We start from the raw sequence: 14,238 nt of genomic DNA, 5'->3' as shown, positions 1-14,238 counted from the left end.
GGAACTGGCTGCGGCGATGGCACCAGCAGCAGCGGCAGCGGCAGCGGCGCCACGGTGCGTGCCGACACGGGCGCCAGGCATCGTCCTCAGGCGCGCCCGCCCGCACCTAGCCGGCCACACCTGGCCGCCTGAATATTGGCGCCTTGTCGGTGTCCATGCGGCTTGCTACGCTCGCCGCAAGCCGGCGGCGCCGCCGTCCGTTTCGTCTGATCGAGCAATGCCTGAAGACATCTCGTTCCTGCTGCTGCCGGGCTTTTCGGCTATCGGCTTCATGTCCGCCGTGGAGCCGCTGCGCGTCGCCAACCGCTTTCGCGGCGAGCTGTATCGCTGGCACATCCTGAGCGTGGACGGCGCGCCCGTCGCGGCGAGCAACGGCATCACGCTGAATGCGGAGGCCGCATGCGGCGACGCCGACGTGCGCGCCGTCGGCACGCTCTTCGTCGTGGCCGGGTTCGAGCCGCTCGTCTGCTACACCCGCGCGTTGGGCGACTGGCTCGCGCGGCTCGATCGGGCGGGCGCGACGCTGGGCGGCATCGATACGGGCGGCTTCGTGCTGGCCGAGGCCGGCCTCTTTCGCAAGACCGATCGCCTCACGGTGCATTGGGAGGCGCTGTCGGCATTCCGCGAGCGCTACCCCGCGCTCGACGCGAGCCAGGAACTCTTCGAGATCGGCGAGCGGCGCATCACGTGTGCGGGCGGCACGGCCTCCATCGACATGATGCTGGACCTGATCGGCCGCCGCCACGGCGCGGACCTTGCGGCGCAGGTGTCCGAGCAGTTCGTGCTCTCGCGCATTCGCCAGCGCTCGGACCATCAGCGGCTCGAAATCGCGGCGCGCTACGGCGTGCACAACCGCAAGCTGATTCAGGTGATCGGCGCGATGGAACAGCACATGGAAGACCCGCTCTCGCCCGACGATCTCGCAAGCGAAGTGGGCGTGACGCGCCGGCAGTTGGAGCGGCTGTTCTGCTCCGCGCTGCAGGACACGCCCACGCACTTCTACCTTCAGTTGCGGCTCAACCGCGCGCGCGAATTGCTGCAGCAGACCGATATGTCGATTATGTCCGTGTGCGTGGCGTGCGGCTTCGAATCGCCGTCGCACTTCTCGCGCACCTACCGCGCGCGCTTCGGCACGAGCCCGCGACGCGACCGGCGACCGCACGACGGGGCGCGTCGGAGCCAGAGAGAGGATGAGGAAGCGGTCGGGGCGGCGTGATGAGATGTGATGCAGAATGTGATGCGGGACGTGGTACGCGTGACGGCCGACGCGAAGCCGCGTGTTACTGACGCATTACTGACGCATCACTGAGGCACGCGCGCTGTGAAGCACGCCGCAAAACACGCCTCGATCGCGGCCTTCACCTTCACTACCGCCGCGTCGCGCAGCGCGCTGCTGCGCCAGCCCAGTTCGACGGGATAAGCCGGCAGATTCACGGGGCACGGCAAGCGCCGCAGGCCCGTCACGCGCGCAATCGCGTCGGCGGCGTGTGCGGGAATCGTCGCAACGGCGCGCGAGCCTTTGAGTAGCCACGGCAGCGCGGCGAAATGCGTGGTGGACGCGAGCACCGTGCGCTTCAGTTCGAGCGCCGCGAGCGCTTCGTCCACGATGCCCACCACGCCGCCCGACGAAATCAGCAGGTGCCCCAGCGACACATACTGTTCCAGCGTGAGCGCGTAGCCGACATCGGGCACCGCATCGCCGTCCAGCAGACACGCATAGCCGCCCTGCCCGACCACCTCGTGGCCGAGGCGCGCGCCGAAACCGCCGGCAGCAATCGCGAGATCCATGTCTTGCCGCGCGAGCGCCTCGCTCACAATCTGGCTATGGGTTTGCCGGAAGATCACGCGCAGGCCTGGCGCCTCGCGTGTCACGCGTTCCATGATGGGCCGGCCAAGGGCGAGTTCGAAGTCGTCGGACAGTCCGATCGATACCGCGCGGCCATGAAATGCGGCCGTATCCGGCGAGGCCATGGCGAGGCTCTGGCGGCAGCGGTCCAGCGCCTCGCTGATCACGGGCTTCAATTCGCGCGCCCGTGCCGTGGGTGACAGCCCGCGCCCCGTCGGTACGAAGAGCCGGTCCGCGTACAAGGTGCGCAGCCGCCCCAACGCCGCGCTCACGGCGGACTGCGTCATGTCGAGCCGGATCGCCGCGCGGCTTGCGCCGCCTTCCTCGAACAGCGCCTCGAAGATCGTGAGCAGATTCAGATCGACGCCGGAGATATCACCGCGGTTCATAGCTGAAAGTTGGAGTGTGCGTGTTGCGGATGCAGCGGCCGCGCCATGATGAGGGCCTTCATTGTTCCCGAGAGGAGTCCGTCATGCCCCGATCCGTTGTTGCCGCATTGCAGATAGGCGCGTCCCCGCGCGGAAAGGCCGACACGTTGCAGCACATTCTCTCGTTCGAAGAACGCATCCGCGCCGCGGGCGCGAAGCTGGTGATTATGCCGGAAGCCCTGCTGGGCGGATATCCGAAGGGCGAGATCTTCGGCACGCGGCTCGGCTACCGCTTGCCCGAAGGCCGCGAGGCGTTCGCGCGCTACTACGACAACGCGATCGACGTGCCGGGATCGGAGACCGAAGCGCTCGCCGAACTCGCCACGCGCTGCGAGGCCACCCTCGTGATCGGCGTGATCGAGCGCGCGGGTAGTTCGCTCTATTGCACGGCGCTCTTCTTCGACCCAGGCGCAGGGCTCGTGGCAAAGCATCGCAAGCTGATGCCCACGGGAACGGAGCGCCTGATCTGGGCGCAAGGCGACGGCTCCACGCTGCCCGTAGTCGAAACAGCCGCGGGCACGGCGGCGGCGGCAATCTGCTGGGAGAACCACATGCCGCTGCTGCGCACCGCGATGTACGCGAAGGGCGTGCAGGTATGGTGTGCGCCGACGGTCGACGAACGCGATGTCTGGCAGTGCTCGATGCGCCACATCGCGCACGAGGGCCGCTGCTTCGTGGTGAGCGCCTGCCAGGTGCAGCCCTCGCCCGCGGCGCTCGGCATCGAGGTGCCGGGCTGGGACCCGAACCGGCCGCTCATCAACGGCGGCAGCGTGATCGTCGGGCCGCTGGGCGATGTGCTCGCGGGACCGCTGCGCGGCGAAGCGGGACTCGTCACGGCCGAAATCGACACTGACGAGCTGGTGCGCGCGCGTTACGACTTCGACGTGGTGGGCCACTACGCGCGGCCCGACGTGTTTTCGCTCGCGGTGGACGAACGCCCGAAGCGGACGGTCGCGTTCCAGCGCGAAGCGTGAATTGCGGTCCGGTCCGCGCGGTGCAGCGCTACGTAGAGCTATGCGACATGAGGCTGCATGACGCCGCGGACCGGACCCGTTCGCTCAAAGGCGAATGCGCTTCAAGCCACGAAGCACGCTCAGAACGAATGCCGCATGCCGATGCGCACGTCCGCCTGCGTCGTGGTGGTGGAAGGCGTGAAGCTGTAGCCGATCACCGCATTCACGCCGCTCGACGCCTTGAGCCAGTCGCCGGAGATGTACACGTCCGTGCGCTTCGAAAGCAGATAGTGGAGCCCTGCGGACAGCTGGTTCCAGTGGTGCCCTTCGAAGTGCGTGTACTGGTAGCCGCCAATCGCACTGAACGCCGGCGTGACCTGCCAGCTCGCGCCGCCTTCGGCCACCTGCATGTGCGAGGTGTTGCCGAACGCCTTGATCTGCGTGTACGTGAAGTTGCCCATCAGCGTGACGTTGCCGATGGCATAGCTCGACCCGATGCCGAACGTGCCCTGGCGATCCACGGGGAAGGAGTTGCTCGAATAGAGGTCCGTGATCGCGCCCGTTGCCGGATCCACGCTGATGGTCGGACGGCCGAGGAAGGTGCTCGTGCCGATCATCGCGTACGGGTCGAACGCGTAGATGCCGTGCGGATTGTTGAGCTGCGTATACGCGGCGCCCAGCGTGAACGGCCCGTTCGCGTAGTGCGCGCCCACGCTCCATGCGCTGTCCTGATGGAAATTGCCCGCCACGTTGCCGAACGAATACATGCCGCCGAACATGAAGCCCGCGAACTCGTTCGAGAGGAACTTCACCGAATTCGGCAGACGGTCGCCGTTGAAGCGGTCGAAGTCGCCCTGGTGGATCGCGTAGCCGGAGGCCCACGCCGACACGTTGTTGAGATAGACCATCTCCTCGGTCATGTCGAGCTGATTACCGAACGAGAGCGTGCCCCACTTGTTCGAGAGACCCACGTACGCCTGGCGCCCGAATTCCGCACCGCCGAAACCGGTCTGCCCGTTGCCCAGGTGGAAGCCGTTTTCCAGCACGAAGACGGCGGACAGACCGCCGCCCAGGTCCTCGGTGCCCTTCAAGCCCCAGCGGTTGCCGTACGAAATGCCGTCGTCGAACTTCACGACGTGCGAGCCGCCCGTGTTGTTCACCCACGTAATGCCGGCATCGAGGATGCCGTACAGCGTCACGCTGCTCTGTGCGTGGCTCACGGCCGGCATGCCTGCGAGCGCAAGCGCGACCCCTGAAAGTGCGGCGTTCAGTCTTTTCATCGTTGGCTTCTCTTGTCGGTCTGGACGGATGGAGGGCTTCGGCTACACGGACATCAATACGCGGGTCGTCGTCTTCGCCCGGATCGCACGTGCCGCGTCAAAGCACGGTCGCCGCCGCGTATCCCCATTGCATGACGCGCGCGACGATGAAGGCACAGTACAAGCCCATATTTCGTGCAACGCGACCGAAGGCGACATCGATTGGTCTGATTGCGACACCAGGGGAAAACGAGAATGGGCCCGCATGCATGCCGGGCCCATTCCTGTTCGACTTCCGTTCAATTCCATTCAGGGATGCGATACGTCGGAGACCTAATGCAGTCCGAGCGAGGCATTCACGGCTTGCAGGCCGTCCGCGCCGTTGACGGTGGTGACGCCCTTGAGCCACGGCTGCAGCAGCGCAGGATTGCTCTGCAGCGCGCGTCGTGCCGCGGTGGTCACGTCCACCTTGTCCTGCAGCACGTTCGCAATGATGTGGTTCTCCAGATCGACGTTGAACGTGATCTGCGTGAAGAGGCGCGCAAGGTTCGTGCACTCGCCGGCAAAGCCCGCACGCGTGACCGTATTGACCGTGGCGCCCCCGTAGTTCGGCCCGAAATACGCGTCGCCGCCGCCCAGATACGTCAGGTGGAACTTCGTGTTCATCAGATGCGGCTCCCACGCGAGGAACACGATCCACTTGTGGTCGCGCACCGCGCGCTCCACCTGCGTGAGCATGCCCGTTTCGCTCGATTCCACGATGGACCAGCTGCCAAGGTCGAATGCCTTGTCGGCAATCATCTTCTTGATGTTCTGGTTGGCGGGTGCGCCGGGCTCGATGCCGTAGATGTGCTTGTCGAACTGGTCCGCGTGCTTCGCGAGGTCGGCGAAGGTATGCACGCCTGCGTTCGCCACGTAGTCGGGCACCGCGAGCGTGAACTTCGCATTGGTGAGATTGGCGTGCAGCACGTCGATGGCGTGGTCGTCCATAAACGGTTTCACGAGCGGCCCCTGGGCCGGCATCCAGTTGCCGAGGAATACGTCGATCTGCCCTTTTTTCAGGCCCTGGTACGTGATGGGCACCGAAATGTTGGAGACGTTCTGCTGATAGCCGAGCGCCTTCAGGATCACGCCCGTCACGGCGTTGGTCGCGTCGATGTCGGTCCAGCCCGGGTCCGCCATGCGCACCGTCGTGCAGGCCGGCGGTTCGGCGGCGTTCGCCGTGGACGTCGCCGCGGCGAACGGCATGGCAGTGGCAACGGTGCACAGCAGCACTGCAATCCAGCGGTGTTTCATTGAGGCCTCCATCTTGAATGTTGGTATGGAACGAGATGCTGATAACGATTGCACTAACGTGAAACCAACGCGTGGCTAACGTGTAGATGAGCCTGCCGGCACGCGCGGAAACCGCGCGAGCGCTTCGAGCGTATCGAGTTCGATGTGATTGCGCATGTAGCGCTGGCTCGCGTCGGTGAATGGCTGCCAGTCCCACGACTGGATGCGCCCTTGCGTGGTCGCCTCGAAGTGAAAGCGCCGCCGCCGTTGGCTCGCGAGCACGTCTTCGTGCAGCGCCTTCAGGTTCCAGCGCTGCGCCAGCTCGGCGCGAAACGTTGCCATGAGCGAGGCGAAAGACGCATCCTGCGCAAGGTTGCGCAACTCCTGTGGATCGCGCGCAAGGTCATAGAGCTGGTCCGGATCCGCAGGCGAATGGATGAACTTGTAGTCGCCGCGCCGCATCATCACGATGGGCGCGATGGCGCCTTCTGCAAGGTATTCGCCGATCGCAAGGCCTTCGCTGCGTTCCCCACGTTCCCCAAGCAGTTGCGGCACGAGGCTCGTGCCGTCGATGGCATCGGGCCATTCCGCGCGCGGCTCGCCGGTGGCGAGTTCAACCAGCGTGGGCAGCAGATCGAGGTGCGAAACCGGCGCCGCCACACGATGCGCCGCGAAATGGCCCGGCGCATGCACGATCAGCGGCACGCGCACGCCGCCTTCGAAGAAGGTCATCTTGTACCAGAGGCCGCGCTCGCCCAGCATGTCGCCGTGGTCGGAGGTGAGCACCACGATGGTGTCTTCGGCGAGGCCCGTCTGCTGGAGTGCATCGAGTATCGCGCCGAACTGTGCATCCACATACGAGAGCGCGCCGTAGTAGGCATGGCGTGCACGGCGCACCTGATCGTCCGTGGGCGGCGTGCGGTCCGTCTCGCAGACGTGGCGCAGGCGCTGCGAATGCGGGTCGCTCTCGTCGAAGGTGAGCGACGTGCGGGGCAGATCGATGTCCTCGTCGCGATAGAGGTCCCAGTACGGCTGTGAAATCGCGTAAGGGTCGTGCGGATGCGTAAGCGACGCCACGAGGCAGAACGGCCGATCGTCGCGGCCCGCGGCCCGCTCGCGCACGATGTCGAAGAGCTTCTGGCGCGAGGTGAAGGTGACTTCGTCGTCGAAGTCGAGCTGGTTGGTGCGCACGCACGGCCCCGCGTCGAGGACGGAACTCATGTTGTGATACCAGCTGGGCCGCACCTCGGGATGCGCCCAGTCCGGCACCCAGCCGAAGTCGGCGGGATAGATGTCGGTGGTGAGGCGTTCCTCGAAGCCGTGCAACTGGTCCGCGCCGCAGAAATGCATCTTGCCCGCGAGTATCGTGCGGTAGCCTTCGGCGCGCAGATAGTGCGCGAAGGTCAGCGTTTGCGCGGGGAATTCTGCGGCGTTATCGTAGGCGCCAATCTGCGACGGCAGCTTGCCCGCCAGCATCGAAAAACGCGCGGGCGCACAGAGCGGGCTTGCGCAATAGGCGGCGTCGAAGACGACGCCTTCACGTGCGAGCGCATCGATGCGCGGCGTGATGGACAAACGATGACCGTAGGCGCGCAGCGCGAACGGCGTCATCTGGTCCGCCATCAGAACGAGAATGTTAGGCTTCCTGCCGGAGGTCATGTTCAGTGGAACCGGGTGGTTGAGAGTTGAAGTGCGGTGCCATCGCATCGATTACGCCAATGAAGCGGCGGATGAAGCTGCCAATGAAGCGGCCGGACGCAGCGCAATGCGGCACCTCTGCACTATTGCCGCTCAATTTCGCCGTGGGAAGCCGGCGCATGCTTATAAGGACATAAGGGACCGTTATGACCGTGCAGGACCGCTTGCCGCCCATGCAGGCGCTCGCCGTATTCGAGTCGGCTGCGCGCCTCACGAGCTTTTCAGCCGCGGCGCGCGAACTGGGCGCCACGCAGCCCGCGGTGAGCCAGCGCATCGTGCAGCTCGAAAACGACCTGGGTGCGCCGCTCTTCGAGCGCACCCCGCGCGGCGTCACGCTCACGCCCGACGGCGAACGTCTTTACGAGGCGGTACGCGTGAGTCTCGAATCCATTCGCGTGGCGGCGGCCGACATTCGCGCGCGACGCTCCAATGAAGCCCTCACCCTGCTCACCGACTTCGGTTTCGCCACCTACTGGCTCATGCCGCGCCTCATGCGTTTGAAGGAAAGTCTGCCGGGTTTGAGCGTGAAGATCGTCACCTCGCAGCACGGCTACGATCCGCACCGCGATCACGCCGACATCGCCATTGCGTTCGGCAACGGCGACTGGGCGCCTTGCACGTCCACGCGGCTCTTCCAGGAAGAAGTGACACCCGTGTGCTCGCCGGCGTTTCTCGCCGCGCATCCCGAGGCCGCCACGCCCGCAGGCCTCGCGCATCTGCCGCTGCTGCACGTGCAACCGACGCAGCCCGAGCGCTGGCTCTCGTGGCGCGGCTGGTTTGCGGCGCAGCAACTCGAAGCGCCCGACGAGCGGCACGGCATGATGTTCAACAGCTACGCGCTCGTTATCCACGCCGCGCTGATGAATCAGGGCATTGCGCTCGGCTGGCGGCCGCTCGTCGATGAACTGGTGGCAACAGGGCAACTGGTTCGCCTCTGTGGCGAGCCCGTGAAGACATCGAGCGGCTACTTTCTGGTCTGCCCGCCCGCGCGGCCCGAAGCGGCAGCCACGCCGCTGTTCCGGCGCTGGCTGCTCGCGGAGGTTGCGCAGCCCGGTATGTAGGCGCCGCCCGCGTTGCGAAGCGCTGGCGTATGGATACCAGCAGCACGGCGCATCGGTTCTATTCGCGGCACACGTCGCGCTGGTTTACTTCGGCTACCTGCGTAATGGTTTGCCGCGCGTGCTGACGCATGCCAGGCACCGCGCGGGTATTTCACGCCAACCGGAGAGAACCCGCATGACCGCCACCGCTCGCTCGCATCAATACGCCCTGACGCTCGACTGCCCCAGCGCCGCCGGCCAGGTGGCCGCCGTGGTGGGATGTCTGGACCGGCATCGCTGCTACATCGACGAACTCACCGTATTCGACGACGACATCAGCGCACGCTTCTTCGTGCGCTGCGTCTTTCATGGCACCGGCGACGGCGTGGCCGCTTCGGACACCTCGTTGCAGATCGACACACTCAAGCGCGAATTCGCACCCGTGGCTGCGGATTTCCAGATGCGCTGGGCCATCCACGACATGACCGTGCGGCCCAAGGTGCTCATCATGGTGTCGAAGCTCGAACACTGCCTTGCCGACCTGCTGTTCCGCTGGCGCATGGGCGAGCTTGCGGTGGATATCGTCGGCATCGGCTCGAATCATCCCGACTTCGAACCGCTTGCGGCGCAGCACGGCTTGCCGTTCTGGCATCTGCCTGTGACCGTGGAAACCCGCGCGACGCAGGAAGCGCAACTGCTCGATCTCTTCGAACGCACCGGCGCCGAGCTGATGATTCTCGCGCGCTACATGCAGATACTGTCCGACGCCACGAGCCGCAGCCTCGCGGGCCGCGCCATCAATATCCATCACTCGTTTCTGCCCGGCTTCAAGGGCGCGCGGCCCTATCACCAGGCGCATGCGCGCGGGGTAAAGCTGATCGGCGCAACGGCGCACTTCGTCACCGACGATCTGGACGAAGGCCCGATCATCGAACAGGTGGTGGAGCGCGTGGATCACGCCTACCGGCCCGAGCAGTTGCTCGCCGTGGGACGCGACGTGGAATGCATCACGCTCGCACGCGCCGTGAAGGCGTTCGTGGAGCGGCGCGTATTCATCAATGGGGAGAGGACGGTGGTGCTTTGACAGCGTAGCGCCGTCAACGAAAAAGCGCGGACCGGAAGGGTCCGCGCTGGAACTTCACTGATACCGCTTCACTACGTTCAAGCCATTCGCGTCAGAAGACGCATTAATGCGCGCCCGCCACCCAGCTGTCGACGCGATCGGTGTGTGCGGCGATCCAGGCATCGGCCGCGGCCTCCGGCTTGGTGCCGTTCTGCGCGGCCAGCATCACGCTGTCGATTTCGCCCGGCTTCCACTGGAATTTCTTGAGGAACGAGACCACCGGCGGCGCCTTCGTTTCAAGTGACGGATTGATCACGTTGTCCACGTGCTCGGCCTCGCCGAATACCTTCTTCGGGTCGTCGAGGAATTTGAGCTTCCACTTGGCGAACATCCAGTGCGGCGCCCAGCCCGTCACGATCACGGGCTTGTTGGCCTGGATCTCGCGTGCGAGTTCGGCCGTCATTGCCGCGCCGGAACTCGGCATGAGCTGATAGTCGAGGTTGTAGGCCTTGATGGCGTCCGCGGTCTTCTTCATCACGCCGGCGCCGGCGTCGATCCCGACGATACGGCCGCCGAACGCCGCCTTCTGTGCTTCGAGGTCGGCCAGGCTGTTCGCGGGCGCGTTGGCCGGCACGATCAGCCCGATCTTGGCGTCAGGGAAATTCACGCCGAGGTCTTTCACTTGCGTCTTGAACTTGTCCCAGTACGCGCCCTGCGTGACGGGCAGCCATGCGGAGAGCGTCGCGTCCAGGTCGCCGCGCGCCACGCCCTGCCACATCATGCCTGCCGCTACCGGCACCAGTTCCACCTGGTAGCCGAGGCGTTTTTCGATCACGCGTTTGGCCACGTTCGAGGTGGCCACGCTGTCGTCCCAGCCTTCCACATAACCGATCTTGATGGTCGGTTTCGTGTCGGCCACGGCACCCGTGCTGAACGACGCACTCATCGCCACCACGAGCGCAGCGCCCACCGCGCCGCACAGCATCTTTCTCTTCAAGGGTTTCATCGTCGATCTCCTGTTCGCCGCACGTCCGCGCGGTCCCGAGCCTTCAGAATCACCAGCCAGAAATCGACTCGCTAAAGACATTGCGACACGTGATTGTCGAATTGCGACGCGTGTAACGACGTGTGCAAACACGCGCGCCATGACACGCCTTTCGCTACTTGTCGACGACGAGATCCGAAAGCGGCTTGCTACAACACAACAACACCATGCCCTGGTCGATTTCGCGCTGGCGAATGCCGCCGTTGTGCTTCATGTCGACCTGGCCCGAGACGAGCTTGACCTTGCAGGTGCCGCACATGCCCTGCGTGCACGAGGCGGGCAACCTCACGCCGGCCTCGCGCGCGGCGGTGAGCACCGGTTGATCGGCACCGCACGTGATCTCGCGATTGCTGCGCGCGAAGCTCACGGCAAAACGCGCGACACCATGGCCGGCCTGCGACTGCGCATCCGCCTCGCTGCCTTCGGTCGCCGCCCCGCTTGCCGCATTTTCGGCGGCCAGCGTCTCGAACGAAAAGCTCTCTTCGTGGTAGTGGCTGCGATCGAAGCCCGCTTCGTCCAGCAGATCGCGCACGGCCTTCATATACGGCGCTGGGCCGCACGTGAATACCTCGCGCTCCATGAAGTCCGGCGCAATCAGCTTCAACAGCGGCAGCGTGAGAAAGCCCGTGACACCAGGCCAGTTCGTGCGCGCACCCAGCCGCTCGCAGACAAACGAGGTGCGAAAGTTCGCCTGGTTCGACGCAATGAGATCGAGTTCGCGCGCGAAGATGATGTCGTCGGGCGTGCGGGCGCTGTGCACGAACACGATGTCCTGGTCGTCGCCCAGTTCGTGGTGCGCGCGGCTCATCGACATCAGCGGCGTGACGCCCGAACCCGCGGAGAGAAACAGAAACTTGCGCGCCGGATGCCGCGCGCACGTGAATTCGCCGGCCGGGCCCAGCACGCGCACGCTCATGCCCGCCTGCAGGTTGTCGTGCAGCCAGTTCGACACCTTGCCGCCCGGCACGCGCTTCACGGTAATCGAAATGGTATGCGGCCGCGTAGGCGCCGACGAAATCGTGTAGCAGCGGTTGATGGTCTCGCCGTCTATCTCAAGTTCGAGCGTGATGAATTGTCCTGGCTCGAACACGAACGCGCGGCCCTGCGGCGAGCGGAAGAAAAAGCTCTTCACGTCGTGCGTTTCCTGCCGGACGTGGCAGCACACCAGCGCTTCCTCGTCTTCGCTCGTCCAGCGCGCGGGCAACGCGCGCCAGAATTCCGGCTTCGTCACACGGCTTTCCACGGGCTCAAAGGTGGCCGCATCCCGCATCATTGTCTGCTCCTGTTGCCATGAGGCGTGGGTCTACGCGCTTGAACAATCCACGTCACGCGCACCCACGAACGCTCACTTTTCGATCTGCGCTTCGAGGCGGCCGATGTACCACTCGCAGAACTTCTCGACGAGGCCTTCCGTGAACGGCGAATACGGGCCCGGCTCGTAGGCGCTGCTCGAAGCGCCGCGCTGCGAATACTCCACAAGCGCGCGGTCCTGGTCGTTGGTCGCGTTCCAGACGGCCGTGAGGTTCTTCACGTCGTAATCCACGCCCTCTTTCGCGTCTTTGTGCACGAGCCATTTCGTGCGCACCAGCGTTTCGCCGGCCGACAGCGGAATGACCGAGAACGTCACGATGTGGTCGCTCATGAAGTGGTGCCACGAATTCGGCTGCGTCCAGAACGAGAGTCCGCCCAGGTCCGCCTGCCGGAACTCGCCCAGCAGCTTCTTTGAGGCCACCTTGGCGTCGAGCGTCTGCGACTCGCCGCTGCGGTCGAGCGGCAGGCGCTGCGTGCGAAAGCCCGTGACGTCCGTCAGGCGGTCGATCTCCACCGACGGCAGATCCATCGACTCCCACTGTGCGGCACGTTCCACACAGGTGCGCTCGAACGCGGCCATGCCTTCGGCGTTCGCGGGCGACGGCTGGTAGCCGAAGCCGTATTCGTAGAGCGAGATGGTGAGTTCGGGATGGTTGGCCACGCAGTGATAGCACTCGCGGTTGTTCTCCATCGTGAGCTTCCAGTTGCCCTTTTCGATGATGTCGACTTGCGCCGCGATCTTGCAGTTCGGCAGGTCGTGCGGGAGCATGTACGGCTCCATGGCGGCGCGCATCAGCTCGAAGTCGACGGGCGGCTCGTCGGCAAGGCACACGAAAAGCAGGCCCGCCAGGCTCTGCAGGTGCACAGGCTTCAGGCTGTGCTTGCAGCGGTCGAACTGCTCGCCCATGTGCTCGGCGAACATCAGGTCGCCCGTGAGGTTGTAGGTCCAGCTGTGATACGGGCAGACGATGTTGCCCACCGACCCCTTGTCCTCGTTGCACAGCCGCGCGCCGCGATGGCGGCAGACGTTGTGGAATGCGCGCACCTGCATGTCGTCGTCGCGCACGATCAGGATCGAGTCGTGGCCCAGTTCCACCGTGACGTAGTCGCCGGGTTCGGGAACGTCGGGCTCCACGCCGACCTGGATCCAGTGCTGGCGGAAAATGGCCTCCATGTCGAGCGCGAAAATCTCGTCGCTCAGATAGAACGGTGCTTCGAGGCTGTAACCCTTCTTGCGCCGTTCGATGAGCGCGCGCACGTCTGCCGATACTTTCATCTTGTGCTCCGGAAAGCGTAATGGGGCGGCTTGAGCCTGTTTCTGGAATCCTGGCCGGGGGCGGGGTCGTGAACGGTTCGCCCGCGGGCTAGTAATCGATGAGTTGATGCTCCCGCAAATAGCCAAGGATCACTTGTGCTTTTTCGACCGAAGTCCCTTCAATTACGACGCTGCCGCCCCGGCTTTCAGTCGTGGTAGCGGAGAGCATGCGGGCATGGCCGGAGCGCTTTTCGGCGGCGGCCAGCCGCACGGGCTTCCGCTCGATGGGGCCGATGGTCCAGGCGGCAGCGGTTGTGGCTGCGGGTTGCCGGTCTGCCGGGCCGCCTTGTTCGCGCCCCGAAAGCGACGCCTGCTGCGAGCCGGGTTGCGAGCCGGGTTGCAAGCCTGGCCGCGCGGCTTGCTTAGACCCCGACTGAGCAGCCGCCGCCGCGGGCCGACCCGGCACGATTTCCCCAGCACGCAGCCGCGCATAGGCGTAGCGCGGCGCCACGGCCGCGAGCGGGTGCACGGCCACCACAGCAGGCAGCGTCACCGCCACCGCGCGGCGCAGGCCCTTCGGCAAGAACTGGCGCACGCGCACCGCCGCAGGCGCACCTGCCGCGCCCGGCTCCGGCGCAACTTCCACGGCCGCGTTCACGAGCGGGTAGCCCAGCCGGTCCGCAAGCTGATACGGCAGCAGGCCGCTGTCGAAGGCGCCTTCGGCGCAGGTGCCCGTGAGCACGAGGTCGTAACCCTGCACGCGGGCCGCCAGCGCAGCCACAGCGGCGCCCTGGTCCTCTTCATCTGCATTGCCGCACGCAAGCACTTCGACGCGTTCGGCGCCGAGCGCCAGATACGCTTCCAGCACCGGGTTCCGGGCGTCGCCCGCATGCAGCACGTCGAGCTGCGCGCCCCAGCGTCCCGCAAGCGTGCGACCGATTTCGAGCGCCGCCGCATCGTTTCGGCTATAGCGCGCCACCCCGCTCACGGGATGCCGCCCCACCGAAACGAGCACCGCGATGCGCTTCAGGCGCGCTGCCTCGCGTGCTTCCATGTTGTCTCGTA

The 14,238-nt window shown here is 65.4% G+C and carries 12 protein-coding genes; 4 read left to right on the top strand and 8 right to left on the bottom strand.

Annotation, left to right across the window (positions count from 1 at the left end):
• Positions 1-217 precede the first annotated feature (217 nt).
• Positions 218-1,216, top strand: a complete 999-nt coding sequence (locus tag P2869_RS23355) for a GlxA family transcriptional regulator (RefSeq protein ID WP_277599703.1) — start codon at positions 218-220, stop codon at positions 1,214-1,216.
• A gap of 86 nt (positions 1,217-1,302) precedes the next feature.
• Here P2869_RS23355 and P2869_RS23350 read toward each other — a convergent pair whose 3' ends face one another.
• The gene (locus P2869_RS23350) at positions 1,303-2,235 is read right to left on the bottom strand and encodes a LysR family transcriptional regulator (protein WP_277599702.1); all 933 of its coding nucleotides are present in this window, start codon (positions 2,233-2,235) and stop codon (positions 1,303-1,305) included.
• Positions 2,236-2,318: 83 nt separating this feature from the next.
• Here P2869_RS23350 and P2869_RS23345 point away from each other — a divergent pair, with 83 nt between their 5' ends.
• Positions 2,319-3,248 carry a carbon-nitrogen hydrolase family protein gene (locus P2869_RS23345; RefSeq protein ID WP_277599701.1) on the top strand — a complete coding sequence of 310 codons (930 nt, stop codon included), beginning with the start codon at positions 2,319-2,321 and terminating at the stop codon, positions 3,246-3,248.
• Between the two features lie 119 nt (positions 3,249-3,367).
• On the opposite strand, the gene P2869_RS23340 is transcribed toward P2869_RS23345, so the two are convergent.
• From P2869_RS23340 to betC, 3 genes are all read right to left on the bottom strand, one after another.
• On the bottom strand, positions 3,368-4,507 hold the full coding sequence (locus tag P2869_RS23340; RefSeq protein WP_017775993.1) for a porin: 1,140 nt from the start codon (positions 4,505-4,507) through the stop codon (positions 3,368-3,370).
• 312 nt (positions 4,508-4,819) lie between these two features.
• Entirely contained in the window at positions 4,820-5,782 is a 963-nt protein-coding gene (choX, locus tag P2869_RS23335) for a choline ABC transporter substrate-binding protein (RefSeq protein ID WP_017775992.1), read from the bottom strand.
• Between the two features lie 75 nt (positions 5,783-5,857).
• Positions 5,858-7,420 carry a choline-sulfatase gene (gene betC / locus P2869_RS23330; protein WP_026121694.1) on the bottom strand — a complete coding sequence of 521 codons (1,563 nt, stop codon included), beginning with the start codon at positions 7,418-7,420 and terminating at the stop codon, positions 5,858-5,860.
• A gap of 185 nt (positions 7,421-7,605) precedes the next feature.
• On the opposite strand from betC, the gene P2869_RS23325 reads away from it, so the two are divergent.
• Both P2869_RS23325 and P2869_RS23320 read left to right on the top strand, forming a co-directional pair.
• Entirely contained in the window at positions 7,606-8,520 is a 915-nt protein-coding gene (locus P2869_RS23325) for a LysR family transcriptional regulator (RefSeq protein ID WP_017775990.1), read from the top strand.
• Between the two features lie 175 nt (positions 8,521-8,695).
• The gene (locus tag P2869_RS23320) at positions 8,696-9,583 is read left to right on the top strand and encodes a formyltetrahydrofolate deformylase (protein ID WP_017775989.1); all 888 of its coding nucleotides are present in this window, start codon (positions 8,696-8,698) and stop codon (positions 9,581-9,583) included.
• A gap of 103 nt (positions 9,584-9,686) precedes the next feature.
• Here the strand turns inward: P2869_RS23320 and P2869_RS23315 are convergent, their stop codons facing one another.
• The 4 genes from P2869_RS23315 to P2869_RS23300 all read right to left on the bottom strand — a co-directional run bounded on the left by P2869_RS23315 (position 9,687) and on the right by P2869_RS23300 (position 14,227).
• On the bottom strand, positions 9,687-10,568 hold the full coding sequence (locus P2869_RS23315) for a glycine betaine ABC transporter substrate-binding protein (protein ID WP_017775988.1): 882 nt from the start codon (positions 10,566-10,568) through the stop codon (positions 9,687-9,689).
• A gap of 154 nt (positions 10,569-10,722) precedes the next feature.
• Positions 10,723-11,880, bottom strand: a complete 1,158-nt coding sequence (locus P2869_RS23310) for a hybrid-cluster NAD(P)-dependent oxidoreductase (protein ID WP_017775987.1) — start codon at positions 11,878-11,880, stop codon at positions 10,723-10,725.
• A gap of 72 nt (positions 11,881-11,952) precedes the next feature.
• On the bottom strand, positions 11,953-13,194 hold the full coding sequence (locus P2869_RS23305) for an aromatic ring-hydroxylating dioxygenase subunit alpha (RefSeq protein WP_126877476.1): 1,242 nt from the start codon (positions 13,192-13,194) through the stop codon (positions 11,953-11,955).
• Positions 13,195-13,282: 88 nt separating this feature from the next.
• Entirely contained in the window at positions 13,283-14,227 is a 945-nt protein-coding gene (locus P2869_RS23300) for an electron transfer flavoprotein subunit beta/FixA family protein (RefSeq protein ID WP_277599833.1), read from the bottom strand.
• Between the last annotated feature and the right edge of the window lie 11 nt (positions 14,228-14,238).

This window comes from Paraburkholderia sp. SUR17 (assembly GCF_029536165.1).
GTDB classification, from domain to species: domain Bacteria; phylum Pseudomonadota; class Gammaproteobacteria; order Burkholderiales; family Burkholderiaceae; genus Paraburkholderia; species Paraburkholderia kururiensis.
Note: the sequence above shows the minus strand (reverse complement) of the source record. Positions and strands in the feature narration are given on the sequence as shown.

Coding starts and splice junctions, on each gene's coding strand:
- P2869_RS23320 (WP_017775989.1), top strand. CDS start 8,696: ATGACCGCCACCGCTCGCTCGCATCAATACGCCCTGACGCTCGACTGC.
- P2869_RS23325 (WP_017775990.1), top strand. CDS start 7,606: ATGACCGTGCAGGACCGCTTGCCGCCCATGCAGGCGCTCGCCGTATTC.
- betC (WP_026121694.1), bottom strand. CDS start 7,420: ATGACCTCCGGCAGGAAGCCTAACATTCTCGTTCTGATGGCGGACCAG.
- P2869_RS23355 (WP_277599703.1), top strand. CDS start 218: ATGCCTGAAGACATCTCGTTCCTGCTGCTGCCGGGCTTTTCGGCTATC.
- choX (WP_017775992.1), bottom strand. CDS start 5,782: ATGAAACACCGCTGGATTGCAGTGCTGCTGTGCACCGTTGCCACTGCC.
- P2869_RS23350 (WP_277599702.1), bottom strand. CDS start 2,235: ATGAACCGCGGTGATATCTCCGGCGTCGATCTGAATCTGCTCACGATC.
- P2869_RS23300 (WP_277599833.1), bottom strand. CDS start 14,227: ATGGAAGCACGCGAGGCAGCGCGCCTGAAGCGCATCGCGGTGCTCGTT.
- P2869_RS23315 (WP_017775988.1), bottom strand. CDS start 10,568: ATGAAACCCTTGAAGAGAAAGATGCTGTGCGGCGCGGTGGGCGCTGCG.
- P2869_RS23345 (WP_277599701.1), top strand. CDS start 2,319: ATGCCCCGATCCGTTGTTGCCGCATTGCAGATAGGCGCGTCCCCGCGC.
- P2869_RS23305 (WP_126877476.1), bottom strand. CDS start 13,194: ATGAAAGTATCGGCAGACGTGCGCGCGCTCATCGAACGGCGCAAGAAG.
- P2869_RS23340 (WP_017775993.1), bottom strand. CDS start 4,507: ATGAAAAGACTGAACGCCGCACTTTCAGGGGTCGCGCTTGCGCTCGCA.
- P2869_RS23310 (WP_017775987.1), bottom strand. CDS start 11,880: ATGATGCGGGATGCGGCCACCTTTGAGCCCGTGGAAAGCCGTGTGACG.